A 26,699-nucleotide genomic window follows, 5' to 3' on the forward strand; every position below is an offset into this window, starting at 1 on the left:
GATGAAAAATACCTTCACCCAATCCATGGCGTGGCTGCACACCTGGGCCGGCTTGATCTTCGGCTGGCTGCTGTTCGCGATATTCGCCACCGGTACGCTGGCGGTGTTCGACAGCGAAATCGACAACTGGATGCGCCCCGAGGTGCGCAGCCACGACCTCACCCAGTTGCAGGCCGCGCAACGCGGGCTGGCCTACCTGACCCAGCATGCACCGGGCGCCAGCAACTGGAACATCAGCCTGCCGGATGCGCGTTCGCCCGGTTTGCAGGTAGCGTCCGGCGAGCGTCGACGCGGTGGCGGCACCCCGCTCGACCCGCATACCGGCGAGCCGATCGAGGTGCGCGAAACGGCCGGCGGCAGCTTCTTCTTCCGCTTTCACTTCACCCTGAACCTGCCGCGCAACTGGGGCATCTTCGTGGTCGGCGCCCTGGCGATCGTGATGCTGGTGGGGCTGGTCAGCGGCATCGTGATCCACAAGAAGATCTTCAAGGAGTTCTTCACCTTCCGCCCCGGCAAGGGCCAGCGCTCGTGGCTGGATTTTCACAACGCCAGCGCGGTGCTGCTGTTGCCGTTTCACCTGATGATCACCTACACCGGGCTGGTGATTTTTTTGCTGATCTACATGCCGGCGGCGGTGGATGCGCTGTTCGAGGGTGACAACCAGGCGTACTACAAGGCCCAGGGCGAGCAGCGTCTGCTCACGCAGCGCGCGGCGCTCAAGCAGCCAGCCGCGCTGGTGGACCTGGCCCCGGTATTGGCCAGCGCGCAAGAGCGGCTGGGCGCCATCAGCAGTATCGGTATCTCCAACCCCGGTACGGCGGCCGCGCGGATCGAGGTGCGCCCGACCCTGGGCTATCGCATCGCCCTGAGCAAGGGGCAGGCCATGGTGTTCGACGGCGTCAGCGGCGAGCTGCTGCGCGATGTGCCCGACATGCGGCCTGCCGTGCTCACCCAGCGGGTGATGGCGGGGCTGCACTTCGCGCAGTTCGGCGGCTATCCGATGCGCTGGCTGTACTTCGTGTGTGCGTTGGTCAGCACCGCGATGATCGGCACCGGGCTGGTGCTGTTCTGCGTCAAGCGCCGGCGCAAGTACGCCAGTGCCTCGGTGTCGGCGCAGCGTTGGTACAAGGTGGCCGAGAGCTTCAACGTGGCGTTCGTCGCCGGCCTGATGCTGGCCTGCGCAGGCTTGCTGTGGGCCAACCGCCTGCTGCCGGTGGAGCTGGCGCAGCGGGCCAACTGGGAGGTCAAGGCGTTCTTCGCGGTGTGGTTGCTGTCGCTGCTGCATGCCGGTTTGCGCCCGGCGCAGCGCGCCTGGGCCGAGCAGCTGGGGCTGGCCGCGGTACTGTGCATCGGCCTGCCGGTGCTGGGCGCGTTGACCGCGCAGCACGACCCGGCGCACCGCGTGCTGGAGGCCACCAGCGTGGTGCTGGGTGGGTTGCTGGCGTATGCGGCATGGCGCTGCGTGGCGCCGCGTGAAGAAAAACCTGCGCGCAAGCGTGCGACGGTAGCGGTGGAGGGACAATGACATGCTGATGATCGGCGCGGTGGTGTTTGCCTATGTGGGCATGTTGGCGTTGTGCCTGGGGCTGGAGCGGCACTACAAGCAGGTGTGGGGCAGGGCACCTGCACCCTGGTTGAGGGTGGCCCTGCGGTCGGCGGGCTGGTCGGCGCTGGCCATCAGCCTGTGGGTCAGTGGCGTGGCCTGGGGCTGGGCGATGGGGCCGGTAGCCTGGTTTGGCGGTATTTCACTGGCCGGGTTCGGGGTGGCGATGCTGTTGCCGTACTGGCCGCGTCTGGCGGTGTGGTTGCTGGGCGTTTTACCGATATGGGGGGTAGGGGTAGTGTTGGCTTGACGGTTTTTTGTGGCGAACTTATACCTGCAAACAGTGTCGGGAAGTGTGCAATTTAAATAATTGGGAAGTTTTAATTGCGGCCAATCATTGCGCGTGTTTCGTACTAACCTCATACGGGCGTGTACGTTCTGCATAGAACGGATAATAACTTTCTTATGATGGAATTGTATGAAAACCGAAAGGACTCGCTTACCCTTTGAAACCTCATTGTCACGACGACTTGCCAGCCGCCTGAAAATGAAACACCTGCTGGTGCTTCAGGCCATTCAGGCGCATGGCTCGCTGACCCAGGTTGCGCTGCGGCTGTCCACCAGCCAACCGGCGATCACTCAGATCCTCGCCGACCTCGAAAGCCTGTTCAGCGCCCCCCTTTTTGTACGCTCACCGCGCGGCATGCTGCCCACTGAACTGGGCAACCTGATCGTCGCCCGCTCCAGGGGGATGCTGGCCGACCTCGATCACTGGGCGATGGACATCGAAGCCATGACCCAGGGTCGCGCAGCACACTTGAACGTGGGCGTCATACCGTTTCTACCCGGGCGCCTGCTGGCCACCGCCATCAACCAGACCCGCTCCTGCGGCAAGCGCATATCGGTGACCTTGCACGAGGGCTCCAGCGCCCACCTGCTGGAGCGCCTGCAGGCCCACGAACTCGACTGCGTGATCGGCCGCACGTCCGCGCTGCCGGACGTGCCCGATCTGCAACACGAGGTGCTGTATCACCAGGAACCCCGGCTGATTGCCCACGAACGCCTGGCGATGCACCTCAACCAGCGGCCACTCGACCTGCAGGCACTGGCTCGCCTGGACTGGGTACTCGGCCCACGCCAGACGCCGATCCGCGAGCAACTCATCGACTTCTTCCTCAATGCCGGCATCACCCCCCCTTCACCCATGGTCGAGAGCTTGTCGTCCAGGTTCATCGGTGAGCTGGTGGCAACCAACGAGCAGGCCGTGGCCATCGTGCCGGCAGATGTTGCCGAAGAGCTCGTGCGTTTGTGCAATGTCGGCAGGGTGCGCCATCGCCTTGGCTGGCGGCTGTCACCCATGAGCCTGTTTCAGCGTATCAATGGTGCCAATGCGGTCGAACAGGCGCTCTTTGCACGGGCACTCAAACGCGCCGCAAAAGTTGCTGTTTTATCGACGTCACCGGTCAATGAACAGTGGCTGGTCACGACAGATTGAAGTGTCGCAATAACATTGTTTTATAGGCTGATACAGGATTCAAATTTCCAACTTTACAGACCCGGTACCATACTTCCCGCCAGGCGCACCATGAGGGTGTGCCAGGGAAAGGGGGATATCAGGTGCTTACGGTTTATTTGATTGTAACGGTCGGAGCAATGGTGGCCGGCTTTGTTCAGGGGCTCTCGGGTTTTGCATTCGGCCTGGTGGCCATGTCGTTCTGGGCCTGGGTACTCGACCCGAAGCTGGCTGCCACACTGGCGGTGTTCGGGGCGCTGACCGGCCAGGTGGTGGCGGCCATTTCGGTACGCCGGGGCTTCAACATGCAGCGCCTGCTGCCCTTCGTGCTTGGCGGCCTGGCCGGCATCCCACTCGGCGTCGCGCTGCTGCCCAGCTTGGACATGAACTGGTTCAAGGCCATTCTGGGCACCCTGCTGGTAAGTTGGTGCCCAGCCATGCTGTTTGCCAAGAACCTGCCGAAAATCACTGCCGAGGGCAAGATCGCCGACGGTGTGATCGGCATGGCCGGCGGCATCATGGGCGGGCTGGGCGGTTTCACCGGCACTGTGCCGACCCTGTGGTGCACCCTCAAGGGGTACGACCGCGACGTGCAGCGCTCGATTATCCAGAACTTCAACCTGTCCATGCTGCTGGTCACCATGGGCACCTACCTCAGTACCGGCATTGCCACGCGCGAGATGCTGCCGTACTTCGCCATTGTCGCGCCGGCGATGCTGATTCCGACGTTCCTCGGCACACGCCTGTATATCGGCATCAGCGACGTGCAGTTTCGCCGCGTCGTGCTGAGCCTGCTCACGGTCTCCGGCATTTCGCTGCTGATTTCCTCGGTACCCAACCTCATCGGCTGAATAGCACTGCTGATGCACTTACTCTTTAAGGAAGAATGAGTCATGTCGCATACCCCGCTGGACAGTGATCACCTCGACCCCTCTGCAAGCCCTGGCGACGACAGGCTGACCGCACGCGAGCGCGAGGCCTTGAAGCACTATGCCGCCGGCAAGAACTGCAAGGAGGTGGCGCTGGCGCTGAGCATTTCGGTCAACACCGTCAAGTTCCACACCAAGAATGCGGTGGCCAAGCTCGGCGGCAAGAACCGCACGGCAGCGGTGGCCCGCGCGTTCGCGCTGGGCCTGCTGTCGTGAGCAGATGCCTATTGCTGCAGGCTCGACAACGACGGTTGCACGCGGCTGTTGTTGGTCATCAGGTGAGTGACCAGGTTGCGCGCGTGCACCGCCAGGCGTTCGATCGCTGACACATAGAACAGCGAGCCCTGGGTCAATGGCCCGATCGCATACACCCCCCGCTGCCCATCGATCAGGTGGGTGGTAGGGTTGATCGCGATGCCGCCGTGGCTGTTCTGCCGGATCAGGCCGCGGTCGAGCAGGTTTTCTATCAGCGGTGAGTCCAGCCGCGCCAGGTTGCCGGCAAAACCGGTGGCGTCGATGGCGTAGTCGACGCTCAGGGTCTGCCCGCTGAGGTCGATCAGGATGTTGCCTTGCGCATCCGCGCGGGTGGCTTTGTAGCCGCGGTGAATGGATACCCGGCCTGCCTTGATCAGCGCTTCGAGCTTGAGTGCATTGTCCAGCGGCATGGGGTGGCGATAGGACATCCACAGGCCCTGGTACTTGCGCTGGAAGCGACGCTTCTGCACGTTGTCCAGCCGTGTCCAGAACTCGTCGATCCAGGTCTTGGTGGCGTCCAGCCAGATCTGCCAGTCACGCACATGGGCCGCCGCCTGGATCTCCCGCTGCAGGCGTTCCAGCGGTTCCAGCGGTGCAAACAGGCCCTTGTACTCGGCGCTGAAGCTGCGCATGCGGCGAAAGCTGTTCAGGAAGCCACTGATCGAGACGCGCTCTGGCAAGCGTCGCTGCGTGCCCACCGGGTTGTCGAGCACGGCCCCGCGCACCAGCGGGATACGCCCCGAATTGGAGTAGATCGCGACATGTCCGGCGCCCAGCCCGCTGAGCATGAGGGCCATGTCCACTGCGGTCAGCTTGGTGCCCAGGATGCCGACGGTGGCCCCCGGTCTGACCTGCGTCTTCAGGCGCTCCAGATCGTGATAGGGGTTGGCGTAGTAGTGCGCCAGGTCGGGGTAGGGCGTCTGCTTCTTCAAGTGCCCGACCGCTAGCACCACGTTGTCGAAGCGTTCATCGCCCTGTGCGGTGGTCACGGTGTAACCGGGGTGCTCGGCCTTCACGTCGATGACGGTTTGCGCGAGGGTTCGCAATCGGATGTTGAACCGGGCCAGGGTGTGACGGGCAAGCTCCAGCTCCTTGACCAGGTACTGGCCCATCTGCCGGCGGCTGACATAGTCGTTCAGGTCGGTGGTTTCGCAACCAGGCTGGGCCTTGAGCCATTTCAGGAACCCATAGGCATGTTCGACGTCCGTGCCCAGGGTGGAAGTGGCCATGTTCAGAATGAACTCCGGTGTCGTGGTGGCCTGGCCGTAGGGTAGCCCCGGGCCGAAGTGGCCGGTGGTTTCGTACACGGTGATTTCCGACACCGCTGCGTCATGCCCCTGGCGTGCCAGTTCCTTGCAGAGCAGAACGGCGCTGCATCCAGCGCCCACAATTGCGATTTTCATTCAGGCATCCCTTCAGTGACGGGTGGTCTGTTGAGTGGCGTAGAACTCGCGCATGAGCATGTCGGCGCGGATGTTCAACGGCGCCTCGAGGAACATATTCAACAGGTCGTGCAAGGTGGCCGGTGCACCCTCCAGGTAACGTCGGATCGAGTGACCGTCATGGGCCCGTACCGGGTCGTGGCGCAGCACCACATCCTTGAGGCGCAGCAATTTGCGTCCCTTGCCTTCCTTGTAGAACGCCCAGCTGGCCTGATCGTAGCGGTGCTGTGCAGCCACGCCGCCGTGAAGCTGCGCGATGGTCGCGGTGTTGGCGCAGGCCTTGGCCGGGATGTAGTCGTGCGTGGTGGTACCGGCCAGGCTGCGTATATCGTTGTAGGCGGTGATATCGATGACCGGCGTGCCTTGCAGGGTGGTGTCGATGTCGGTGGCGGAGCCGAACGAAATGGCCACCGCACGGTTGAATATTTCCTCCTGTTCCAGAACGGAGTAGCCCAGGCGCTGCATGTCCTCGCGCATGGCATTGTCCAGTTGCTGCAATGTGGCGGCGCCAGAGCTGTGGGCACAGAAGTGCAGGCGCTGAAGGTCTTCGATGCCCTGGAAGGAAAGCCGGGTGGCGGGGCGTCCGGCGTGGTCCAGTGGCAACCCGTTGTCATCGCGGGCCACCAGGCCATCGGGGCAGAACCTGAGGGCGTTGGGTTGCGCAATGATGCGGGGCAGTATCACCTGCTCATAGATCAGGCGTGCCGAGTGGCTGACGACCTGGCTGTGCCACTGCGTGCCGAGGATGAACCGGTTGTGCAGCATGGCCGATTCGATGATCGGGTTGTCCTGGGCATCAAGGCCCGAATGCACAATGCCCAGCAGCGCCACCGACGATTGCCCGATGTCTTGCAGGAAACTCGAGAAGGTCGAAGCCAGGCCCTTGCCCAGGGCAATGCCTTGCGGGTAATTGGTGGTGGGTGTGCTGGGCAGTACGGCCCATTGGTAGTGGCGTATCGGGTTGGGCAGGGCAGTTGCGTGCACATCCTGCACGTCCTGCGCCTGCACGTGGTAAAGCCGCGTGCCGTGTGCCTTGCGTTCGGCAGACGAATCGCCGCGCAGGCGCGAGGTCAGTTGGTGAATGCCTTCGAACAGCAGGGCCATGGTCATGCTGTAGTCGGGGTCGGTGCGCAGTACAGTGTTGACCACCAGGGTTCTGCTGCTGTTGTAGCGACACGGTAGCGACGCCAGGTATTCAAGAAAGCGCAGGTCCTGGCCCTTGTACTGGTGCGGTACGATTCGATAGCTGTCGCGGGGTAACTGGTCCTGCGTCGCCAGGGTGTCCAGAGCCTGGTCCCAGGCAAGGTTCGTCACGCCGTGTTCGTCGTTCAACTCACGAATGAAGTTGAGCGCCTGCACGGCATACAGGCGCTTGCCGAACTGGTTCAGCGGCAGGCGGTAACGGTCACGCTCTTCGATGAAGTAGCGCACGTACAGGCCGCTGTCGAAAATGGTCTCGATCGCCACCTCGGCCAGGCGTTCTGCGCTGACGGGTGCCTGCCCGGCCAGGGTTTCGGCGAGGCGTGCCGATACATGTCCGATGAACGCCGCCTCACGTTCCAGGTAGCGCTGCTGCAGGGGTTGGAGCGCATCGAGCAGTGCCCGGGCGATGGGGCGTGGCGCCGTGGGGGGGCCTTCCAGTTCCAGGCTTTTCAGCGTTGCCGCTGCCTCGCGAAACAGTCTCACCTGGTCCAGCGGCATGTTCAGCCGGTCGCGGGTCTGCTCGGCGTCTTGCAGGCTCACGCCCAGTGCTTCGAGCCGCTTGCGCACGTAGCGCACCTGATCGGCGGTGGTGGCCTTGCGCGAGCCGCCGGGCGCCAGCGTATCCGGTACATGCAACGCATCTTCCAGGCCGACTCGTACACCGTCCAGGCGCAGGCTCAGCGCCACCTCCGCCAGTATCCTCAGCATCGGCCCGGGTGCCAGGATTGAAATGACCGCGTCGGGCACTTCACGGCGGATGCGTTGCACAAACGGCTGCAAGCGCGACGACGCCAGTTCGATGGCGTGCGCCAGAGACGCCGGGGTGTCCTGCTTGATCAGCCCATAGACTGCTTCCCGGTCGGCTACCGGAATCAGCGAATCGTCGCTGACACTGCCGTCTTCGGCTCGGCGGAACTGATCCACGCCGGCGACCAGCATGAACAGTATCGGGTTGCCTGCCTGGGACAGCCCGCGCAGGTTCGGGCCGAGTGCATTATCAAGTATCGAACTGTTGAACACTTCAACTTCCGGGCGAATGGCGCAGGTGTTCAAGTGTTCAAGTTGCTGTTCAAGAAACTGGGGTGAGTTTTCATAACCGCCACCGGCCTGGAATATAACCGGGCCGGGGCTGAATGAACTTACATCTGGCCCGCGTTTATTCAGGCCATAGTGATGCAAGTGCGCCCGGCGTATCGGGCTTTCGAAGTTGCGACCGCCGCGTACACTGGTCGAGAGGTTGATGATGGCCGAAGGAATACGTTGATGCAGTGCCGGTACTATCTGGTTGTACTGGTCGACATCGATATGGTTTTGCTGGGCCCCCAGGGTGATGGTCTGCGTGTTGCCGGGGATCGACAGGGTGTGGCTGTCGGACAGGTCGCGGGTGTGCAGGTGGAGGATCGCCGCGCCTTCGGCGGCGGCGTGCACGCTGGCTTCGATAATGGCGTCCGGGGTAATGGGAAGGTACGGTGACGCGGCCCGCATGGGGTTCCAGTAACCGGCTGCGCAGACCTCCCAGCCCTGTGAAATCAAGGTTTCATAGGCTGCGGGGGAGTCGCTGCGCAGCGCTTCGACCAGGCTTGGCGGCAGGTAGCCCTGGTGCAGGGGATCATGCTGAACCAGCGCGCCGTCGTTATCCAGCTGCCAGCCGCTGCCGGTCAGAGTGAACACGATGTCCTGCTGGGTCTTCCTTGATTCGAGCCATTCGAGGGTTGTTGCACTGACAGCCACAAGCGCCCGGGTACCGGCGCCGGGGTTGACGCGGGTGCGCAGGCCGCCCGCCGCAACGCGTTTCCAACCTGCATTCAACAATACACTTTCAAGTGAGTCGTCCTGGGCGGCGAGTTCCGAGTTATCGAGAAACTTCGGCTCTTTCGGTGAGACGAAACGAGACACTGCACCCACCGGTGCGGCGGTGATAAACATGCGGGTCGACATAAACACTCCGTGTTCAACAGGTTCAATGTGCGTTGGGCCCTCCACGCACATGAATTAGATCCCACTGGCGCGCACTGCGTAACTACCTGATCGGGTAGTAATCGGTTTAACGTTTGGATGTATTTAAACTATTCAATCAACAGTTGGTTCTATCGACGATAGACGGCCACTTCGCCGACAGGGCCGGTGCCTGCGGGTTCATGTCACTGGTTGCCGCGCCGGGGGGCGCATGGTAGAACCCTTGCACCATTCATGAATCGAATCTACGCATGACCCTCAGTCTGAAACCGAATAGGTCTCTGTTCGACCTCGACCTGCTGCGCGCCATCGTGGTGGTGGCCGACTGCGGCAGTTTCACCACAGCGGCCACGCGCCTGCATTCCACCCAGTCGACCATCAGCCAGAAGGTCCGGCGCCTCGAGGAGATGGTCGGTCACCGCCTGCTCGAGCGCGGCAATCGCGAGGTGCTGCCCACCGACGCCGGCCAGACCCTGCTCGGCTATGCCCGCCACATGCTCGCCCTCAACGACCAGATGCTCGAAGCCCTGGCCGGCGCCACGGTCGGCGTGACCCTGCGCCTGGGCGTCCCGGAAGACTTCGTTGGCGGGCGCACCACCAACGCGCTGTCGGCGTTCAACCGCAAGCACCCGCAGGTCAAGCTCGAAGTCACCAGCGGCCTGTGCCGCGACCTCAGCCAGAGCTACGACAACGGCGAGCTCGACCTGGTGCTGCTCAAGCAGCGGCGCAACGGTCGCGAAGGGGTGGCCAGCTGGCCGGAGCAATTGCGCTGGATCGACAGCGCACACAACCCGGCCCTGGCGCTGGACCCGATCCCGCTGGTGACCTTTCCGCCACGCGGGCTGTACCGCGACGAAATCATCAGCTCAGTAGAGAGCCTGGGCCGGCGCTGGCGCATCGCGTTCACCAGCTCCAGCCTCAGCGGCATTCAGGCCGCCGTGGCCGACGGCATGGGCATCAGCCTGCTGCCGCCACGCGCCGTCACCGCCGAGCACCGGGTGCTCGGCGAGGCGGATGGCCTGCCGGTGATCGACAGCTACGAGATTCTGATTCTGCATCGCCAGACGGCCGACCCGATGGTACGAGCGCTGGCGGGCGTGTTGACCGGCCTGCTCGAAGCACAGGCGGTGTGAGCCTGCGGGTCACTTCCCCACAAAAAAGCCCGCCAGTCACGGCGGGCTTTCTGCATCGCTACCTGCTTAACGCTTTGGGTTCAGCGTCAGGTTCACGTTGCGGTTCACATCCTTGTACAGCAGGTAGCGGAACGGGCCAGGGCCACCCGAGTAGCAGGCCTGCGGGCAGAAGGCGCGCAGCCACATGAAGTCGCCGGCTTCCACTTCGACCCAGTCCTGGTTCAGGCGGTACACCGCCTTGCCTTCCAGCACGTACAGGCCGTGCTCCATCACGTGGGTTTCAGCGAACGGGATGGTGCCGCCCGGCTGGAAGGTCACGATGTTGACGTGCATGTCGTGGCGCATGTCGGCCATGTCGACGAAGCGGGTGGTGACCCAGGCGCCATCGGTGCCCGGCATCGGGATCGGGGTAACGTCCTGTTCGTTGGTGACGAACGCTTCCGGGTGCGCCAGGCCTTCGACTTCCTGGTAGTGCTTGCGGATCCAGTGGAAGGTCACGTTGGCCGCGCTGTTGTTGCGCAGGCTCCAGTCGGCGCCCGGCGGAATGAACGCGTAGCCGCCTGGCTTGAGGGTGTACGGCTTGCCTTGCAGGGTGATGTCTACTTCACCTTCGACCACGAACAGAACCGCCTCGGCGTTCTTGTCCTGCTCCGGGCGCTCGCTGCCGCCTTCAGGGGCAACTTCGACGATGTACTGCGAGAAGGTCTCGGCGAAACCCGACAGCGGGCGGGCGATGACCCACATGCGCATCTTGTCCCAGAAGGGCAGGTGGCTGGTGACGATGTCACGCATCACGCCCTTGGGGATCACCGCGTAGGCTTCGGTGAACATGGCACGGTCTGTCAGCAGCTCGGTCTGAGCCGGGTGCCCGCCGTGGGGGGCGAAGTAAGTGGTTCTGGACATGGACAGTCTCGATGTTTGTTGTTGTGTCCCCCGGGCCAGCCTGCGGCGGGCGGCCCCGTTCAGGGATTGCACCGCTACGTTATGACCATCTTTAGCTATCCACAAATTAAATGTTGAAATCCCTGCCATTCGATTTGTGAATGCGGCGTGCGCCGGGCCAGCACTGCGCTACAGGTGTGCGTCCTGTGTAGCGGGTGATGCAACACCTGTAGCGTTGATTGCAGCGCGGGCGGCATCGGTGCGGCGCGCGCAAAGCCGCGTGCCAGAGCGGTTGTGGCGGTTCATGTCACAGCTGGCATGGCGGTTGCGATGAGCTGATGGCGCAGCGCGAAGACTGCGCCACTAATAAGAACAGGACACTCCCATGAGACAGACTGGCCTCGCCTCGCTTCCCCTCAAATCCCTTGCCGTTGCCGTGCTGCTGAGCCTGGCGGGTACACCGGCGCTGGCTGCGGACATCCCGGCCAACGTCGATGGCGCGCGCATCATCGCCGCCGACAAGGAGCCCGGTAACTGGATGAGCACCGGGCGCACCTACGACGAACAGCGCTACAGCCCGCTCAAGCAGATCAGCGACCAGAACGTCGGCCGGCTGGGCCTGGCCTGGAGCTACAAGCTGGACCTGGACCGTGGCGTGGAAGCCACCCCCATCGTGGTCGACGGGGTGATGTACACCACCGGGCCGTTCTCGGTGGTGTACGCGCTGGATGCGCGCGACGGCAGGCTGATCTGGAAGTACGACCCGCAATCGGACCGCCACCGCGCCGGCGAAGCCTGTTGCGACGCGGTCAACCGTGGCGTGGCGGTGTGGAAGGGCAAGGTCTACGTGGGCGTGCTCGACGGGCGCCTGGAGGCCATCGACGCCAAGACCGGCCAGCGCGCCTGGTCGGTCGACACCCGCGCCGACCACAAGCGCAGCTACACCATCACCGGCGCCCCTCGGGTGGTCAACGGCAAGGTGGTGATCGGCAACGGCGGCGCCGAGTTCGGCGTGCGGGGCTATGTCACCGCCTACGACGCCGAAACCGGCAAGGAGGCGTGGCGCTTCTACACCGTGCCGGGCGACCCCAAGCTGCCGCCCGAGGGCAAGGGCATGGAGATCGCCGCCAAGACCTGGTTCGGCGATGCCTATGTGGAGCAGGGCGGTGGCGGCACCGCCTGGGACTCGTTCGCCTACGACCCGGAGCTGAACCTGCTGTACATCGGCGTGGGCAACGGCTCGCTGTGGGACCCCAAATGGCGTAGCCAGGCCAAGGGCGACAACCTGTTCCTGTCGTCCATCGTGGCGGTCAATGCCGACACCGGCGAATACGTGTGGCACTACCAGACCACCCCGGGCGATGCCTGGGACTACACCGCCACCCAGCACATGATCCTGGCCGAGCTGCCCATCGACGGCAAGCCGCGCAAGGTGCTGATGCAGGCGCCGAAAAACGGCTTCTTCTATGTGATCGACCGCGCCACCGGCGAGCTGCTGTCGGCCAAGGGCATCGTGCCGCAGAGCTGGACCAAGGGCATGGACATGAAGACCGGGCGGCCGATCCTGGACGAAGAGAACGCCGCCTACTGGAAGAACGGCAAGCGCAACCTGGTGACCCCGGCGTTCTGGGGCGCGCATGACTGGCAGCCGATGTCGTACAACCCCGACACCGGGCTGGTGTACATCCCGGCGCACATCATGTCGGCCTACTACGAGCACATCCCCGAGGCGCCCAAGCGCAACCCGTTCAAGAGCATGTACCAGCTGGGCCTGCGCACCGGGATGATGCCCGAAGGCGCCGAAGGCCTGCTGGAGATGGCCAAGAGCTGGTCGGGCAAGCTGATCGCCTGGGACCCGGTCAAGCAGCAGGCCGCCTGGGAAGTGCCCTACGTGACCATCTTCAACGGCGGCACCTTGAGTACTGCGGGCAACCTGGTGTTCGAGGGCAGCGCCGACGGGCGGGTGATCGCCTATGCCGCCGACACCGGCGAAAAACTCTGGGAGCAACCGGCTGCCAGCGGCGTGATGGCCGCGCCCGTCACCTATAGCGTGGATGGCGAGCAGTACGTGACCTTCATGGCCGGCTGGGGCGGCGCGTTCTCCACCTTTGCCGGGGCCCTGTCGCTGCGGGCCGGCGTGCAGCCGTACGCCCAGGTGCTGACCTACAAGCTGGGCGGCACCGCCAAGCTGCAAGAGCCGGCGCCACGCCCGGACACCCCCAAACCACCCGCGTTGAGCAACGACACCGCATCGATCGAGGCGGGCGCCAAGCTGTACGACGGTTACTGCTCGCAGTGCCACGGTATCCACGCGGTCAGCGGCGGCGTGCTGCCCGACCTGCGCAAGCTCACCCCGGAAAAGCACCAGATGTTCCTCGGCATCCTCTTCGGTGGCCGCGTGCCGGATGGCATGCCGTCGTTCGCCGACGCCTTCACCCCCGAGCAGGTCGACCAGATCCACCAGTACCTGATCAAGCGCGCCCACGACCTTCATCAGGAAGGCGATACCTGGAAGCAGTTCAGCGCCAAGTCATCCCATTGAAAAGGAGCCATTGACCCATGAGTGACGTCATCTACCAGAACTACATCGCCAATGCGTTCGTCGACAGCGACGCGCAGATCGAGGTGCACAACCCGGCCAATGGACGACTGCTGGGGCGCGTGCCCCAGGCCAGTGACGCGCAGGTGGAGCAGGCCATTGCCGCCGCGCGCAAGGCCCAGAAGGGCTGGGCCACGCGCCCGGCCATTGAGCGCGCCGGCTACCTGCGCAAGATCGCCAGCAAGGTGCGCGACAACGCCGAGCGCCTGGCGCGCATCATCACCGCCGAGCAGGGCAAGGTGCTCGGCCTGGCCCTGGTCGAAGTCAACTTCACCGCCGACTACCTGGACTACATGGCCGAGTGGGCGCGACGCCTGGAAGGCGAGGTGCTCACCAGCGACCGCGCCGGTGAAAGCATCTTTCTGCTGCGCAAGCCGCTGGGTGTGGTGGCCGGGATTCTGCCGTGGAACTTCCCGTTCTTTCTGATCGCCCGCAAGATGGCGCCGGCCCTGCTCACGGGCAACACCATCGTGATCAAGCCCAGCGAAGAAACACCGATCAACTGCTTCGAGTTCGCCCGCCTGGTGGCCGAGACCGACCTGCCCAGCGGCGTGTTCAACGTGGTGTGCGGTACCGGGGCGACCGTGGGCCAGCGCCTGACCAGCCACGCCGGCATCGACCTGATCAGCTTCACCGGCAGCGTGGGCACCGGCTCGCGGATCATGGCCGCGGCGGCGCCGAACATCACCAAGCTCAACCTGGAGCTGGGCGGCAAGGCGCCGGCCATCGTGCTGGCTGATGCGGACCTGGAGCTGGCGGTCAAGTCGATCACCGCGTCGCGGGTGATCAACACCGGGCAGGTGTGCAACTGCGCCGAGCGGGTTTACGTGCAGCGCGAGGTGGCGGATGAGTTCACCGACAAACTGGCCAGCGCCATGGCCGCCACCCGTTATGGTGACCCGCTGGCCGAGGCGGACCTGGACATGGGCCCGCTGATCAACCAGGCCGCCCTGGACAAGGTCGGGCAGATGGTGCGCACCGCCACCGGGCAGGGCGCGCAGCTGGTGACCGGGGGCGCGGTGGCCGATCGCGGGCAGGGCTTCCACTACCAGCCGACGGTGCTGGCCGGCTGCTCGGCCGACATGGAGATCATGCGCAAGGAGATCTTCGGGCCGGTGTTGCCGATCCAGATCGTGGAGAGCCTGGACGAGGCGATTGCGCTGGCCAACGACAGTGAATACGGGCTGACCTCATCGCTGTACACGCGCAGCCTGAGTGCAGCGATGCATGCCAGCAACGCGCTGGATTTCGGCGAGACCTACATCAACCGCGAGAACTTCGAAGCCATGCAGGGCTTCCATGCCGGCACGCGCAAGTCGGGGATCGGTGGGGCCGATGGCAAGCATGGGTTGTATGAGTACACGCATACCCATGTGGTCTACATCCAGATCTGATTGACCGCTTCGCCGGCAAGGCCGGCTCCTACAGGAGCCGGCCTTGCCGGCGAACGGGTTCACAACCGATCATTGGGCTGCACCACCCCGTACTTCTTCATCTGCCGATACAGCGTCGAGCGCGCCACCCCCAGTTCAGCCGCCACCGCACTGATGTTCCAGCGATGGCGCCGCAACCTTTGCAGCAACTCGCTGGCCGGGTCCTGGCTGTCGATGCGCAGCGGCTCGCCGCGCACCACCTGCACCACTTCCGCCGGCAGGCAATCCACGTCGATCACCCCGTCCTCGGCCAACGCCACCGCGTAGCGCAACGCATTGAGCAACTGACGAATGTTGCCCGGCCACGCATGGGCATGCAGGCACTGGCGGGCCTGTTCGGTCAACCGCACGCCGCTGCTCTGCGCCGCCAGTAACTGCTCGATCAACGCGCCCCGGTCACTGCGTTCGCGCAAGGCCGGCAACGCCAGGCTCATGCCGCCCAGGCGGTAGTAGAGGTCCTCGCGAAAGCGCTTGTCGCCAATCATCCCGTGCAGGTCCTGGTGGGTCGCCGACACCACCTGCACGTCCAGCGCCACCGGCGCCTGGGCGCCGATCGGGAAGATCTCGCGCTCGGCCAGCACCCGCAGCAAACGGGTTTGCAGGTGCGCCGGCATGTCGCCGATCTCGTCCAGAAACAGCGTGCCGCCGGCGGCCAGTTCCAGCTTGCCCTTCATGCCCTTCTTGTCGGCCCCGGTGAAGCTGCCGCCGCGGTAGCCGAACAGCTCGCTCTCGATCAGCGTCTCGGCAATCGCCGCGCAATTGAGCGCGATGAACGGCCCGGCGCGCCGCGCACTGGCCTGGTGGATGGCGCGGGCGAATGCCTCCTTGCCGGTGCCGGTCTCGCCGGTGATCAGTATCGGCAGGTCCTTGTCGAGCACCTTGCGCACCCGCTGCACCGCCTGTTGCAGGCGCGCATCGCCGCCGGCCAGCTGCTGCAGGTCGGGGTGGCTGCTGCGCACCGGCGGTCTGGCCGGGGCAGGGCGGTGGCGCTGCGACGGTATGCGCAGGCCCACATCCAGCAAGGCGTCGTCCTGCTGCCCGCGCAGGCGCACGCTGCGTGCACCGCCCTGGGTCAGGTGCAGCAGTTCATCCATCGAGGTTGGCAGCAGGCTGTCGATGCGCGCACCCAGCAGCGGCGCCGCATCGCGCTGGTGGGCAACGAAGGTGGCGCGGTTGGCGCCGATGATGCGGCCGTTGTCGTCCAGCGCCAGCAACTGCTCGTTGGCCAGGTCGGCTATGTCGTCGATGGGCTTGAGCGACAGGGTGAGGCGGTCGCGGTAGCACTCGCGAAAGTGCGCGTTCTCGATCAGCCGCGCATACAGGATCACCAGTTGCAGGGTCAGGTACTGCGCCTCCTTGGGCCCGTTGCTGTTCAGGCAGGTGGCGTTCAGGCAGCCGCGCAGCAGGCCCTGGGCGTCGAAGATCGGCGCCACCGAGCAGCTCAGGCGAAAGTTGGAGGCCAGAAAGTGCTCTTCGCGGTGGATGATCAGCGGCTGCGCGGCGGCCAGGGTGGTGCCGATGCCGTTGGTGCCGGCAATCGACTCGTCCCAGCGCGCGCCCACCACCAGCCCGGCCTGGGTATAGATGTGGCTGGCTTCGGGCAGGCGGGTGTCGAGGGTGATGCCGTGTTCGTCGCTGAGCAGCACCGCGAACCCGGCCGGCACCACGCGCCTGGCCAGGCCGCTGACGCCCTGGCTGGCGATGGCCAGGTATTGCTGGTGCTGCTGTTGATGCTGGCGGATGGCGTCGGCGCCCAGCACATGGGTACGCCCGGCGGCGCCGGGGTCGAGGCGATGCTCGACCACGCTGCGGTACCAGGACTGCGCAATGACAGGGTCGGGGCGGATGCCGCGCTCGGGGAAGTGATCGTCGACGAAGGCCGCGAGATCGCTCGGGCTGGTCTGGGTATGCTGCATGCTGGGCTCCCGTCGACCGTGGCGCGCGCAGGGGCGGCTCACCGTCATCTTGTTGTCTCGGGCCAGGGGCGGGCACCGATCTGTGCCTACCTTAGTCGCTGTGTCGGGAATTTTCAGCTATTGATGCAGCCCTGGCCTAGAAAAGCATCCCCAGCAGAATCGCCTTCACCGTCGCCTCGGCCTTGTTGCTGGCCTGCAGCTTGCGCATGGCGTTGACCAGGTGGAACTTCACCGTGCGGCTGTCGATGGTGAGGATGATGCTGATCTCGCTGTAGGTCTTGCCCACGGCGGTCCATTTGAGCACTTCTTTCTCCCGTGCGGTCAGGGCCTTCTGGGCCTCGGGCAGGTGGGTCTGGGCAAAGAAGCCGGTCATGGCACTGTGCGCCAGTTGCGACAGCCAGATGAGCTTGGCTTCCTTGGCGTCCAGTTCAAGTGTGGAGATCGGGTCATCCGGCCGGGACAGGGACAGCAGGCCGATGGTGCCGTAGTCGCCCTGCACCGACAGGCACCAGCCGTGGTCCAGGCTGTAGTGCCGCGCCTCTTCCCAGAATGCCTGCTGGTGCTGCTGTTGCGCGGCGGCCCACTGCAGGGGCGTGGTGCGGGTCAGCCCGTGGGCCACCGTCGGGTCGCAGGAAAAATAGTCCTCGGCCACGTACCTGGCTTCCCAGGCGCTGGGGTAGTTGGAGCGCAGGATGAACTGCGGGGCGGCGATCGGCAGCGGATTCTTCAGCCCATAGGAACAGAACTCGAAGTCCAGCTCGCGGGTAAGACGGGTCAGCTCGCTGAACAGCTCGCCTTCGTTGCGGCACCCCGTCACCACGGCAATGAAGTGCTCGCGCCAGTCATTCACGCAATGTGCCTTTCATGGGTGGAATGTGCTCGGCCAATGGAGAGTGCAAACAGGCCGGAATTATACCGTACGGTACAGTTTTCGCGGAAAACTTCTGTAGCAAATGGCCATCAGTGCGCTGGTATTTCAGGTTTTTCCTACGAATAAACCTGCCCTTTCGGGCAGCTATATAGGCCCCGGAGGGTTTGTTGTACTCCCAGCTCTTTGAGTTGGGGCGTTTTCATGTTCACTGCTGTAACCGGGACCATCAAAGACTTTCCGCGCACCATGGCGAGCGCACTGGCCGAGTACCGCTACCAGGTGTTTGTAAGGGAGCTGGGCTGGCCATTGCAGTGTCCCGAGGGCCAGGAGTGGGATGAGTTCGACCGCCCCGATACGCTGTATGTGCTGGCATGCGACAAGCAACAGAATATTTTCGGTTGTGCCCGCCTGATCCCCACCCATCGCCCGTACTTGCTGGCAGAAGTGTTTCCGCACCTGGTTGGCGATGCGCCGCTCCCCTATCAGCAGGACATATGGGAGCTCTCGCGCTTCGCCATGAGTTCGCCCAAAGGCCAATACCTGTCGGCTGAACAGGCTTGGCAGAATACCGTGGCGATGGTCGGCAAGGTGATCGATGTGGCGCGTGCCCAGGGGGCGCGCAGGCTGATTGCCTTTACTGCAATGGGTAACGAGCGGTTGCTCAAGCGCATGGGCGTGACCACGCGAAGAATCGCGCGTCCGCAGATGATTGACGACAAGCCGGTGCTGGCCTTCTGGATCGAAATCGATGACCAGACGACCCGCGCACTGCAACTGGCAGCGTGACGGGTGAACATGTCGAGGGAAGGTGGTAAAGCAATGATTGCGTGTGTGCGTTGGCTGTTGGTCGTGCTGTTCGTGGTGGTGACGTTTCCGTTCCTGTGCCTGGTGCTGCTGCTCAATCCGCGCAAGCAGGACAACCTCTACCTGGCCTGCAAGGTCTACAGGGCCATCAACTGGATCTTTGGCGTGCGCGTCGAGGTCGGTGGTTTCGACGCCATCGCGCCCGACCGCTCCTACATCTATGTGGCCAACCACCAGAGCAACCACGATGCATTTGTCGTGGCCCAGGCGCTGCGCCCAGGCACGGTGATCGTGGGCAAGCAGTCGTTGCGCTGGCTGCCGTTGGCCGGGCAGCTGTACTGGCTGACCGGCAGCCTGTTCATCGACCGCAGCAACCCGCGCGCGTCGATCACCAGCCTGCGGCGCATCGCCACCCGCGTGGCCGACAGCAATACATCGCTCTGGATCTTCCCCGAGGGCACGCGCAACACCGGGCAGGGCGTGCTGCCGTTCAAGACCGGTGCATTTCGCATCGCCAAGGAAATGGGCATCGGCATCATCCCCGTGACCATCAGCCCGGCAGTGCGCCGGATCCGCCACAACGCCCTGGGCTGCACCGATGTGAGTATCGTGGCGCACCGGCCCATCGAGGCCGACCTGGTGGCCAGCATGGATGCCAAGCAGCTGGCGTCGTATACGCGGGAAGTGGTCAACAATGGGTTGCCCATCGTGTAGTTGCCGGGGCCTTCGCCCGCAAGGCTGGTTCCTGCAGGAGCCAGCCTTGCGGGCGAAGAGGCCCGTCAGTTCGCCGCCTTGAACCTCAAGCGCCACGCATGCAGCAGCGGCTCGGTATACCCGCTCGGCTGCTCACGCCCCTTGAACACCAGGTCGCTGGCGGCCTGGAACGCCATCGAGGTGGCGAAGTCCGGCGCCATCGGGCGGTATGCCGCATCCCCGGCATTCTGCCGGTCGACCACCACCGCCATGCGTTCGAGCACCTCGCGTACCTTGGCCTCGCTCACCGTGCCATGCAGCAGCCAGTTGGCAATGTGCTGGCTGGATATACGCAAGGTCGCACGGTCTTCCATCAGGCCGACGTTGTGGATGTCCGGCACCTTGGAGCACCCGACCCCTTGCTCCACCCAGCGCACCACGTAACCGAGAATGCCCTGGCAGTTGTTCTCCAGCTCCTGCAGTTTTTCCGCATCGCTCCAGTTCGGACGCGGCGATACCGGAATGGTCAGCAGGTCGTTGAGCAGGCTGTCACGCTCGCCGGCCAGGTCGATGCGCTGCAATTCGCTCTGCACCCCCTGCACGTCCACCTGGTGGTAGTGCAGCGCATGCAGCGTGGCGGCCGTGGGCGAGGGCACCCATGCGGTGGTGGCACCGGCCTTGGGGTGGCCGATCTTCTGCACCAGCATGTCGGCCATCAGGTCGGGCATGGCCCACATGCCCTTGCCGATCTGCGCGCGCCCCTTGAGCCCGCAGGCCAGCCCCACCAGCACGTTGTTGCGCTCGTAGGCGGTGATCCACGGCGTGGACTTCATGTCGCCCTTGCGCAGCATCGGGCCGGCTTCCATGGCGCTGTGCATCTCGTCGCCGGTACGGTCGAGAAAGCCCGTGTTGATGAACACCACCCGCTCGTGCGCTGCGCCGATGCACGCCTTGAGGTTCACCGAGGTGCGCCGCTCCTCGTCCATGATGCCCATCTTCAGGGTGTTGCGCGGCAGCGCCAGCAGGTCTTCGACACGCCCGAACAGTTCGGCGGCAAACGCCACTTCGGCAGGGCCGTGCATCTTCGGCTTGACGATGTACACGCTGCCGCTGCGCGAGTTGCCGCGCCGCTGCAGGTCGTGGATGGCGATCAGGCCGGTGAGCACCGCGTCCATGATGCCCTCGGGAATCTCGGCGCCATCGCCATCGAGAATCGCCGGGTTGGTCATCAGGTGGCCGACGTTGCGCACGAACAGCAGCGAACGGCCATGCAGGGTCAGCGTTGCGCCATCGGCTGCGGTGTAGACGCGGTCCGGGTTGAGGCGGCGCACGCGGGTCTTGCCGCCCTTGCTGATCGCTTCGCTCAGGTCGCCTTTCATCAGGCCCAGCAGGTTGCGGTAGATCAGGGTCTTGTCTTCGGCATCCACCGCGGCCACCGAGTCCTCGCAGTCGAGGATGGTGCTCAGGGCGGCTTCGACCAGCACGTCCTTGACCCCGGCCGCATCGGTCTGGCCGATGGCGCTGGTGGGGTCGATCTGGATCTCCAGGTGCAGGCCGTTGTTCTTCAGCAGCACCGCGTTCGGCTGGGCGGCATCGCCCTGGAAACCGACGAACTTGGCGGGGTCTTTGAGTGTGGTGGTCATGCCGCTGATGAGCTCGACGCGCAGTTGCCCGCCCTCGATGCGGTAGGCCTTGGCCTCGGCGTGCGAGCCGCCGGCCAGCGGTGCAGCCTGGTCCAGGGCCTTGCGTGCAAAGGCGATGACCTTCTGGCCACGGCGCGGGTTGTAGCCCTCGCCAGCCTCGGCGCCGTCGGCGTCGCTGATCGCGTCGGTGCCATACAGCGCGTCATACAGCGAGCCCCAGCGTGCGTTCGCGGCGTTGAGCGCATAGCGCGCGTTCATCACCGGCACCACCAGCTGCGGGCCGGCCTGTTCGCACAGCTCGCTGTCGACGTTGGAGGTGCTCACCGCCACCTGTTCAGGCACCGGCACCAGGTAGCCGATCTCGCTCAGGAAGGCGCGGTAGGCCGGCATGTCGGCCACCGGGCCCGGGTGGGCGCGGTGCCAGGTGTCCAGCGCGGCCTGCAGGCGGTCGCGTTCGGCGAGCAGGGCGCGGTTCTTCGGCGCCAGGTCGTGCACCAGGGCGTCGAAGCCTTGCCAGAAGTTGGCCTCCGGCACACCGGTGCCGGGCAGGGCCTCGGTTTCGATGAAGTGCTGCAGGGCGCTCGCGACCTGCAGGCGTTGACGCTGAATACGGTCGTTCATGTTCGGTTGCTCCTGATCAGTCTTTAACGGCGGCAACGCCGGCCTTGGCCACCTGGGCGTCCTGTTCGGACTTGACCCCCGACACACCCACCGCGCCGACCACCTGGCCGTCGACGATCACCGGCACGCCGCCTTCGAGCGTGCCGCTGATCACCGGCACCGACAGGAACGCCGTGCGCCCGCCATTGATCATGTCTTCGTACAGCTTGGTTTCACGTCGGCCCAGCGCCGCGCTGCGGGCCTTTTCGGTGGCGATGTAGGCACTCACCGGCGCGCAGCCGTCCAGGCGCTCGAAGCCCAGCGGGTGGCCGCCGTCGTCGACCACGGCAATGCTCACGGCCCACTGGTTGGCCTGGGCCTCGGCACGGGCGGCGGCGAGAATCTGCTGCACGTCGCTCAGGGTCATTACGGGTTTGCTTTGCATGAAATCAGGCTCCTGGGTTGAGGGCTTGGTCAACGAGTTCGATCCAGTGCCGCACGGGGGTTCGCCCGGCACCGTCGAGGTGGGTCTGGCAGCCGATGTTGGCCGTGGCGATCACGTCGGGGTGGCCACTTTCCAGCGCATCGAGCTTGTTGTCGCGCAGTTGCCTGGACAGCACCGGCTGGGTCAGCGAATAGGTGCCGGCCGAACCGCAGCACAGGTGGCTGTCGGGTACCTCGGTAAGGTTGAAGCCCAGGCGTTTGAGTACGGCTTCAACTGCGCCGCCAAGTTTTTGTGCGTGCTGCAGGGTACACGGGCAGTGGAAGGCCAGGGTCTGGTCGCAGCACGCCTCGAAGCGCTCCAGCGGTTCGGCGCGGATCACTTCGACGATGTCCCGCGCCAGGGCGCTGATGCGCTCGGCCTTGGCCGCGTAGGCCGGGTCGTCGCGCAGCAGGTAGGCGTATTCCTTGACGAAGGCGCCGCAGCCGCTGGCGGTCTGCACGATGGCTTCGGCGCCGGCTTCCACGGCTGGCCACCAGGCATCGATGTTGCGCCGCGCACGTTCAAGCCCGGTGTCCTGCGCGTTGAGGTGATAGTCCACCGCGCCGCAGCAGCCGGCCTGGGCAATCGGCGTGATGCTGATGCCCAGGCGGTCGAGCACGCGCGCGGTGGCGGCGTTGGTGTTGGGCGACAGGCTGCGCTGCACGCAGCCTTCGAGCATCAGCACGCGCCGTGCATGGGTGGCCTGGGGGCGTTGCCGGGCCGGTGCCACGCTGCGTGGCAGGTGGGTCCTGAATGCCTCGGGCAGCACTGGGCGCAGCAGCTCGCCGGTACTCACCAGCGCCTGGAACAGGGCCGGGCGCGGCACCACGGCGCGCAGGCCGCTGCGCAGCAGGCGCTGGCCCAGCGGGCGGGGCACACGGGCCTCGATGGCGTCGCGACCGATGTCCAGCAGCTTGTGGTACTCCACCCCCGACGGGCAGGTGGTTTCGCAGTTGCGGCAGGTCAGGCAGCGGTCCAGGTGCTGCTGGGTCTTCTCGCTGACGGTGTCCTGCTCGAGGAATTGCTTGATCAGGTAGATGCGTCCGCGCGGGCCGTCCAGCTCGTCGCCCAGTTCCTGGTAGGTGGGGCAGGTGGCATTGCAGAAGCCGCAGTGCACGCAACTGCGCAGGATGCGTTCGGCTTCGTCGGCGTGGGGCAGGCGCTTGGCCGCTTCGCTCAGGTTGGTCTGCATGGTGGCTCCTGGGTCAGACGTCGGCGTACTGGCGGCCGGGGTTGAAGATGCCCTGAGGGTCCAGGTTGCGCTTGAGCGTCTGGTGAAACCGCAGGATCGGTGCGGCCAGCGGCTGGAACGGGCTGTCCACCACGCCCGGGGTGAAGCAGGTGGCGTGCCCGTTGGCGGCGGCGGCGAGCTGGCGGATGCTGTCGGCATCGGCGCTGCTCTTGAGCCAGCGTTGCGCGCCGCCCCAGTCGACGAGTTGCTCGCCCTCGATCGCCAGCGGCGCCGTCAGTGCCGGCACCGACAGGCGCCACAGCGGGCGCGGGTCGTCGAAGAACGCCAGGCGCTGTTCGCGCAGGTCGTCCCAGTAGCTGTCATCCAGCGCATCGCCGCCCAGGCGTTCAGCGGCGGCGCGTACCGAACCCTCGTTGCCTTCCAGGCGCAGGTACAGGGTGCTGCCGTCATGGCTGGCGGCGGTCAGCGGGATCGGCTGCTGGCCCCATTCGCCGAGCTTGTCCAGGGCCATCTGCAGCGGCATGGCCTGGCGCAGGCTGACCCGGCAGCGGTACTTGGGCAGCACCTTGAACGAGGCTTCGGTGATCACCCCCAGGCACCCCAGGCTGCCGGCCAGCAGGCGCGACAGGTCGTAGCCGGCGACGTTCTTCATCACCTCGCCGCCAAAGCGCAGGTGCGTGCCCAGGCCGCTGATCATGCGCGTGCCCAGTACGAAGTCGCGTACCGAACCCGCCCATGGGCGACGCGGGCCCGACAGGCCTGCAGCGAGCATGCCGCCGACCGTGGCGTTGTCGCCAAAGCACGGCACTTCGCAGGCAAGCATCTGCCCGCCACGCTCCAGCGCGGCCTGCAGCTCGCGCAGGGGCGTGCCGGCACGGGCGGTGATCACCAGTTCGGTGGGGTCGTAGGAGACGATGCCGGTGTGCCCGGCGAGGTCCAGTGGCTGGGCGTCGACGGGGCGCCCGTAGAAGGTCTTGCTGGCACCGCCGCGGATGAACAGCGGGGTGCGCTCGGCGATGGCCTGCTGCACGCGGGCCAGCAGGTCGGCGCTGCGGTCGCTGCCGTGGGCCGGGTCGAACAGTACGGTGCTCATCAGAAGCGCTCCAGGTCCGGGAAGGGCAGTTGGCCGTGGTGCACGTGCATGGCGCCGAATTCGGCGCAGCGGTGCAGGGTGGGGATGTTCTTGCCCGGGTTGAGCAGGCCCAGCGGGTCGAACGCAGCCTTTACCGCATGGAACAGGCTCAGCTCGTCGCTGTTGAACTGGGCGCACATCTGGTTGATCTTCTCGCGGCCTACGCCGTGCTCGCCGGTGATGCTGCCGCCGACCTTCACGCACAGCTCGAGGATCTTGCCGCCGAACGCCTCGGCGCGTTCCAGCTCGCCGGGGGTGTTGGCATCGAACAGGATCAGCGGGTGCATGTTGCCGTCGCCGGCATGGAACACGTTGGCCACGCGCAGGTTGTACTCGGCCGAGAGGTCGGCGATGGCCCCCAGCACGTGGGGCAGTTCGCGCCGGGGTATGGTGCCGTCCATGCAGTAGTAGTCGGGCGACAGCCTGCCCACGGCGGGGAAGGCGTTCTTGCGCCCGGCCCAGAAGCGCACGCGCTCGGCTTCGTCGCGGGCCAGGCGCACTTCGGTGGCACCGGCCTGTTCGAGCAGCACGCGCACGCGCTCGCAGTCGTCGTGCACGTCGGCCTCGACGCCGTCCAGTTCACACAGCAGGATGGCCTCGGCCTCTACCGGGTAGCCGGCGTGGATGAAGTCTTCGGCGGCGCGAATCGCCAGGTTGTCCATCATCTCCAGGCCGCCGGGGATGATGCCGGCGGCGATGATGTCGCCCACGGCGCGGCCGGCCTTTTCCACCGAGTCGAAGGCGGCCAGCAGCACCTTGGCCACCTGCGGCTTGGGCAGCAGCTTGACGGTGACTTCGGTGATGATGCCGAGCATGCCCTCGGAACCTGTGAACAGCGCCAGCAGGTCGAAGCCGGGGGCGTCCAGGGCATCACTGCCCAGGGTCATGCGTTCGCCCTCGACGCTGAGCATCTCGACCTTGAGCACGTTGTGCACGGTCAGGCCGTACTTGAGGCAGTGCACGCCACCGGCGTTCTCGGCGACGTTGCCGCCGATCGAGCAGGCGATCTGCGAGGAGGGGTCGGGTGCGTAGTACAGCCCATGCGGCGCGGCAGCCTGGGAAATCGCCAGGTTGCGTACGCCGGGCTGCACGCGGGCAAAGCGCCCGGCCGGGTCGATTTCAAGAATCTTGTTGAAGCGCGCCATTACCAGCAGCACGCCCTTTTCCAGCGGCAGCGCGCCGCCGGACAAACCTGTGCCGGCGCCACGTGCCACCACCGGCACCTTGCGCTCGTGGCACAGGCGCAACACGCTCTGCACCTCTTCCAGATGGCGCGGCAGCACCACCAGCATCGGCGTGGTGCGGTAGGCCGAGAGGCCGTCGCACTCGTAGGGCTTGAGGTCTTCGGCGGCGTGCAGGATATCCAGGTCGGGCAGGCGGCTCTGCAGGGTGTGCAGGAACTCGGCCCGGTCGACGCTGTGCAGCGCACCATCGACGCGTTCGTCGTAGAGAATATTCATGGGCAGGCTAACGACCCTTGTCTTGTTGTTATGGAAGCTCGATGGAACACGGCTCACTTGCATCATTGGCCGGCGGCGGCTTAGTGTCTATCGCTCAAATCACTGGTCGAACCAGTTTGTTGCTGCGGTTTTTCCGGCTTTTTCATGAATATTCAATAAATACAGTTAGTTATGTATTGATCTGGCAAGGGTAATAAAGCCCACGGTGTCTGGTCATACCAGTTGGAGGAACGATGGGCGAACCGCTTTCAATGCAGGTGGCAGACGTGGTGTGCGAGCGCATCGAGCGGCTGATCGTCGATGGCGTGCTCAAGGTCGGCCAGGCGCTGCCGTCGGAGCGGCGCCTGACCGAAAAGCTCGGCGTGTCGCGCACGGCCCTGCGCGAAGGGCTCAAGCTGCTGCGCGCCAAAGGCATCATCGAGACTGCGCATGGCAAGGGTTCATATGTCGCGCAGTTGTCGGGGCAGGGCAGCACCTCGGCATTGATGCACCTGTTCAGTTCGCAGCCGCGCACCCTGTACGACCTGTTCGAGGTGCGCAGCCTGCTGGAAGGGGAGTCGGCACGCCTGGCGGCGCTGCGCGGCACCGAGGCGGACTTCGTGCTCATACGGCGCAGCTACGAGGCGTTGCTGGCGGCCCATGAGCAGCCACTGACGGCCTCGGAGCATGCGCACCTGGACCATGCGTTTCACCTGGCGATCTGCGAGGCCTCGCACAACCCGGTGCTGGTGCAGACGCTGCGCTCGCTGACCGACCTGCTGTTGAACTCGGTGTTCGCCTCGGTGAACAACCTGTACCACCGCGATGTGCAGAAGCGCCAGATCGACCGCCAGCATGCGCGGCTGTACAACGCCGTGACCGGGCGAATGCCGGAGCAGGCGCGCAAGGCGGCGATTGCGCATATCCAGGGCATCTGCGCGAACCTCAAGGAGATCGAGGAGGAGGAGCAGCGGCTGGTACGCGCGACGTTGCGGCTGGAGGGGTGGGTTTGAGGGCGTGTGGGCCGGGGTAGGCGC

General features: G+C 65.1%; 21 protein-coding genes. 11 read left to right on the top strand and 10 right to left on the bottom strand.

The annotated features are described in order from the left end of the window. Position 1 precedes the first annotated feature (1 nt). The 5 genes from ACPRTJ_RS19655 (at position 2) to ACPRTJ_RS19675 (ending at position 4,201) form a co-directional block, all read left to right on the top strand. Positions 2–1,525 (top strand): PepSY-associated TM helix domain-containing protein, encoded by a 1,524-nt coding sequence (locus tag ACPRTJ_RS19655; protein ID WP_426427207.1) that lies wholly within the window; start codon positions 2–4, stop codon positions 1,523–1,525. 1 nt (position 1,526) lies between these two features. After that, positions 1,527–1,853 carry a DUF3325 domain-containing protein gene (locus ACPRTJ_RS19660; protein ID WP_278929723.1) on the top strand — a complete coding sequence of 109 codons (327 nt, stop codon included), beginning with the start codon at positions 1,527–1,529 and terminating at the stop codon, positions 1,851–1,853. Positions 1,854–2,090: 237 nt separating this feature from the next. Continuing rightward, on the top strand, positions 2,091–3,038 hold the full coding sequence (locus tag ACPRTJ_RS19665; protein WP_235593703.1) for a LysR family transcriptional regulator: 948 nt from the start codon (positions 2,091–2,093) through the stop codon (positions 3,036–3,038). Positions 3,039–3,196: 158 nt separating this feature from the next. Further along, positions 3,197–3,907, top strand: a complete 711-nt coding sequence (locus ACPRTJ_RS19670) for a sulfite exporter TauE/SafE family protein (RefSeq protein WP_426427209.1) — start codon at positions 3,197–3,199, stop codon at positions 3,905–3,907. Between the two features lie 42 nt (positions 3,908–3,949). Continuing rightward, positions 3,950–4,201, top strand: a complete 252-nt coding sequence (locus ACPRTJ_RS19675) for a response regulator transcription factor (RefSeq protein WP_058541278.1) — start codon at positions 3,950–3,952, stop codon at positions 4,199–4,201. Between the two features lie 8 nt (positions 4,202–4,209). On the opposite strand, the gene ACPRTJ_RS19680 is transcribed toward ACPRTJ_RS19675, so the two are convergent. Further along, complete coding sequence (locus ACPRTJ_RS19680) at positions 4,210–5,643, bottom strand: FAD/NAD(P)-binding protein (protein ID WP_426427211.1); 1,434 nt, start codon at positions 5,641–5,643, stop codon at positions 4,210–4,212. Between the two features lie 12 nt (positions 5,644–5,655). Further along, positions 5,656–8,823 (bottom strand): 3-keto-5-aminohexanoate cleavage protein, encoded by a 3,168-nt coding sequence (locus ACPRTJ_RS19685; protein ID WP_426427212.1) that lies wholly within the window; start codon positions 8,821–8,823, stop codon positions 5,656–5,658. Between the two features lie 269 nt (positions 8,824–9,092). Here ACPRTJ_RS19685 and ACPRTJ_RS19690 point away from each other — a divergent pair, with 269 nt between their 5' ends. Further along, complete coding sequence (locus tag ACPRTJ_RS19690) at positions 9,093–9,974, top strand: LysR substrate-binding domain-containing protein (RefSeq protein WP_426427213.1); 882 nt, start codon at positions 9,093–9,095, stop codon at positions 9,972–9,974. Positions 9,975–10,040: 66 nt separating this feature from the next. Here ACPRTJ_RS19690 and ACPRTJ_RS19695 read toward each other — a convergent pair whose 3' ends face one another. After that, on the bottom strand, positions 10,041–10,877 hold the full coding sequence (locus ACPRTJ_RS19695; protein WP_043861160.1) for a bifunctional allantoicase/(S)-ureidoglycine aminohydrolase: 837 nt from the start codon (positions 10,875–10,877) through the stop codon (positions 10,041–10,043). 364 nt (positions 10,878–11,241) lie between these two features. Between ACPRTJ_RS19695 and ACPRTJ_RS19700 the strand changes: the two genes are divergently transcribed. Further along, positions 11,242–13,398, top strand: a complete 2,157-nt coding sequence (locus ACPRTJ_RS19700) for a PQQ-dependent dehydrogenase, methanol/ethanol family (protein WP_426427214.1) — start codon at positions 11,242–11,244, stop codon at positions 13,396–13,398. 17 nt (positions 13,399–13,415) lie between these two features. After that, positions 13,416–14,849 (top strand): aldehyde dehydrogenase, encoded by a 1,434-nt coding sequence (gene aldA, locus ACPRTJ_RS19705; protein WP_426427215.1) that lies wholly within the window; start codon positions 13,416–13,418, stop codon positions 14,847–14,849. Between the two features lie 59 nt (positions 14,850–14,908). Here the strand turns inward: aldA and ACPRTJ_RS19710 are convergent, their stop codons facing one another. Together ACPRTJ_RS19710 and ACPRTJ_RS19715 are read right to left on the bottom strand one after the other, a co-directional pair. Next, positions 14,909–16,804 (bottom strand): sigma-54-dependent Fis family transcriptional regulator, encoded by a 1,896-nt coding sequence (locus ACPRTJ_RS19710; protein WP_426427216.1) that lies wholly within the window; start codon positions 16,802–16,804, stop codon positions 14,909–14,911. A 136-nt stretch (positions 16,805–16,940) separates the two neighbouring features. Next, complete coding sequence (locus tag ACPRTJ_RS19715; RefSeq protein WP_043861163.1) at positions 16,941–17,654, bottom strand: LuxR family transcriptional regulator; 714 nt, start codon at positions 17,652–17,654, stop codon at positions 16,941–16,943. 222 nt (positions 17,655–17,876) lie between these two features. Between ACPRTJ_RS19715 and ACPRTJ_RS19720 the strand changes: the two genes are divergently transcribed. Together ACPRTJ_RS19720 and ACPRTJ_RS19725 are read left to right on the top strand one after the other, a co-directional pair. Then, positions 17,877–18,461, top strand: a complete 585-nt coding sequence (locus ACPRTJ_RS19720; protein ID WP_043861164.1) for an acyl-homoserine-lactone synthase — start codon at positions 17,877–17,879, stop codon at positions 18,459–18,461. 45 nt (positions 18,462–18,506) lie between these two features. Then, positions 18,507–19,193: a lysophospholipid acyltransferase family protein gene (locus ACPRTJ_RS19725; protein WP_177332951.1), complete on the top strand. Its 687-nt coding sequence runs from the start codon at positions 18,507–18,509 to the stop codon at positions 19,191–19,193. Positions 19,194–19,258: 65 nt separating this feature from the next. Here ACPRTJ_RS19725 and ACPRTJ_RS19730 read toward each other — a convergent pair whose 3' ends face one another. From ACPRTJ_RS19730 to glcD, 5 genes are read right to left on the bottom strand one after another with little or no spacing between them, the layout of a single operon-like run. Next, positions 19,259–21,436 carry a malate synthase G gene (locus tag ACPRTJ_RS19730; RefSeq protein WP_274096715.1) on the bottom strand — a complete coding sequence of 726 codons (2,178 nt, stop codon included), beginning with the start codon at positions 21,434–21,436 and terminating at the stop codon, positions 19,259–19,261. Between the two features lie 16 nt (positions 21,437–21,452). Further along, positions 21,453–21,860: a heme-binding protein gene (locus ACPRTJ_RS19735; protein WP_043861167.1), complete on the bottom strand. Its 408-nt coding sequence runs from the start codon at positions 21,858–21,860 to the stop codon at positions 21,453–21,455. Positions 21,861–21,864: 4 nt separating this feature from the next. After that, positions 21,865–23,091 (bottom strand): glycolate oxidase subunit GlcF, encoded by a 1,227-nt coding sequence (gene glcF, locus ACPRTJ_RS19740; protein ID WP_043861168.1) that lies wholly within the window; start codon positions 23,089–23,091, stop codon positions 21,865–21,867. A gap of 13 nt (positions 23,092–23,104) precedes the next feature. Next, positions 23,105–24,184, bottom strand: a complete 1,080-nt coding sequence (glcE, locus tag ACPRTJ_RS19745) for a glycolate oxidase subunit GlcE (RefSeq protein WP_274096716.1) — start codon at positions 24,182–24,184, stop codon at positions 23,105–23,107. Continuing rightward, on the bottom strand, positions 24,184–25,683 hold the full coding sequence (glcD, locus tag ACPRTJ_RS19750; protein ID WP_043861170.1) for a glycolate oxidase subunit GlcD: 1,500 nt from the start codon (positions 25,681–25,683) through the stop codon (positions 24,184–24,186). The genes glcE and glcD overlap by 1 nt, the downstream gene beginning before the upstream one ends. A gap of 233 nt (positions 25,684–25,916) precedes the next feature. On the opposite strand from glcD, the gene glcC reads away from it, so the two are divergent. Beyond that, positions 25,917–26,675, top strand: a complete 759-nt coding sequence (gene glcC, locus ACPRTJ_RS19755; protein WP_078481750.1) for a transcriptional regulator GlcC — start codon at positions 25,917–25,919, stop codon at positions 26,673–26,675. The last annotated feature ends 24 nt before the right edge of the window (positions 26,676–26,699 follow it).

Source organism: Pseudomonas palmensis, from assembly GCF_049942755.1.
Classification (GTDB): Bacteria; Pseudomonadota; Gammaproteobacteria; order Pseudomonadales; family Pseudomonadaceae; genus Aquipseudomonas; species Aquipseudomonas palmensis.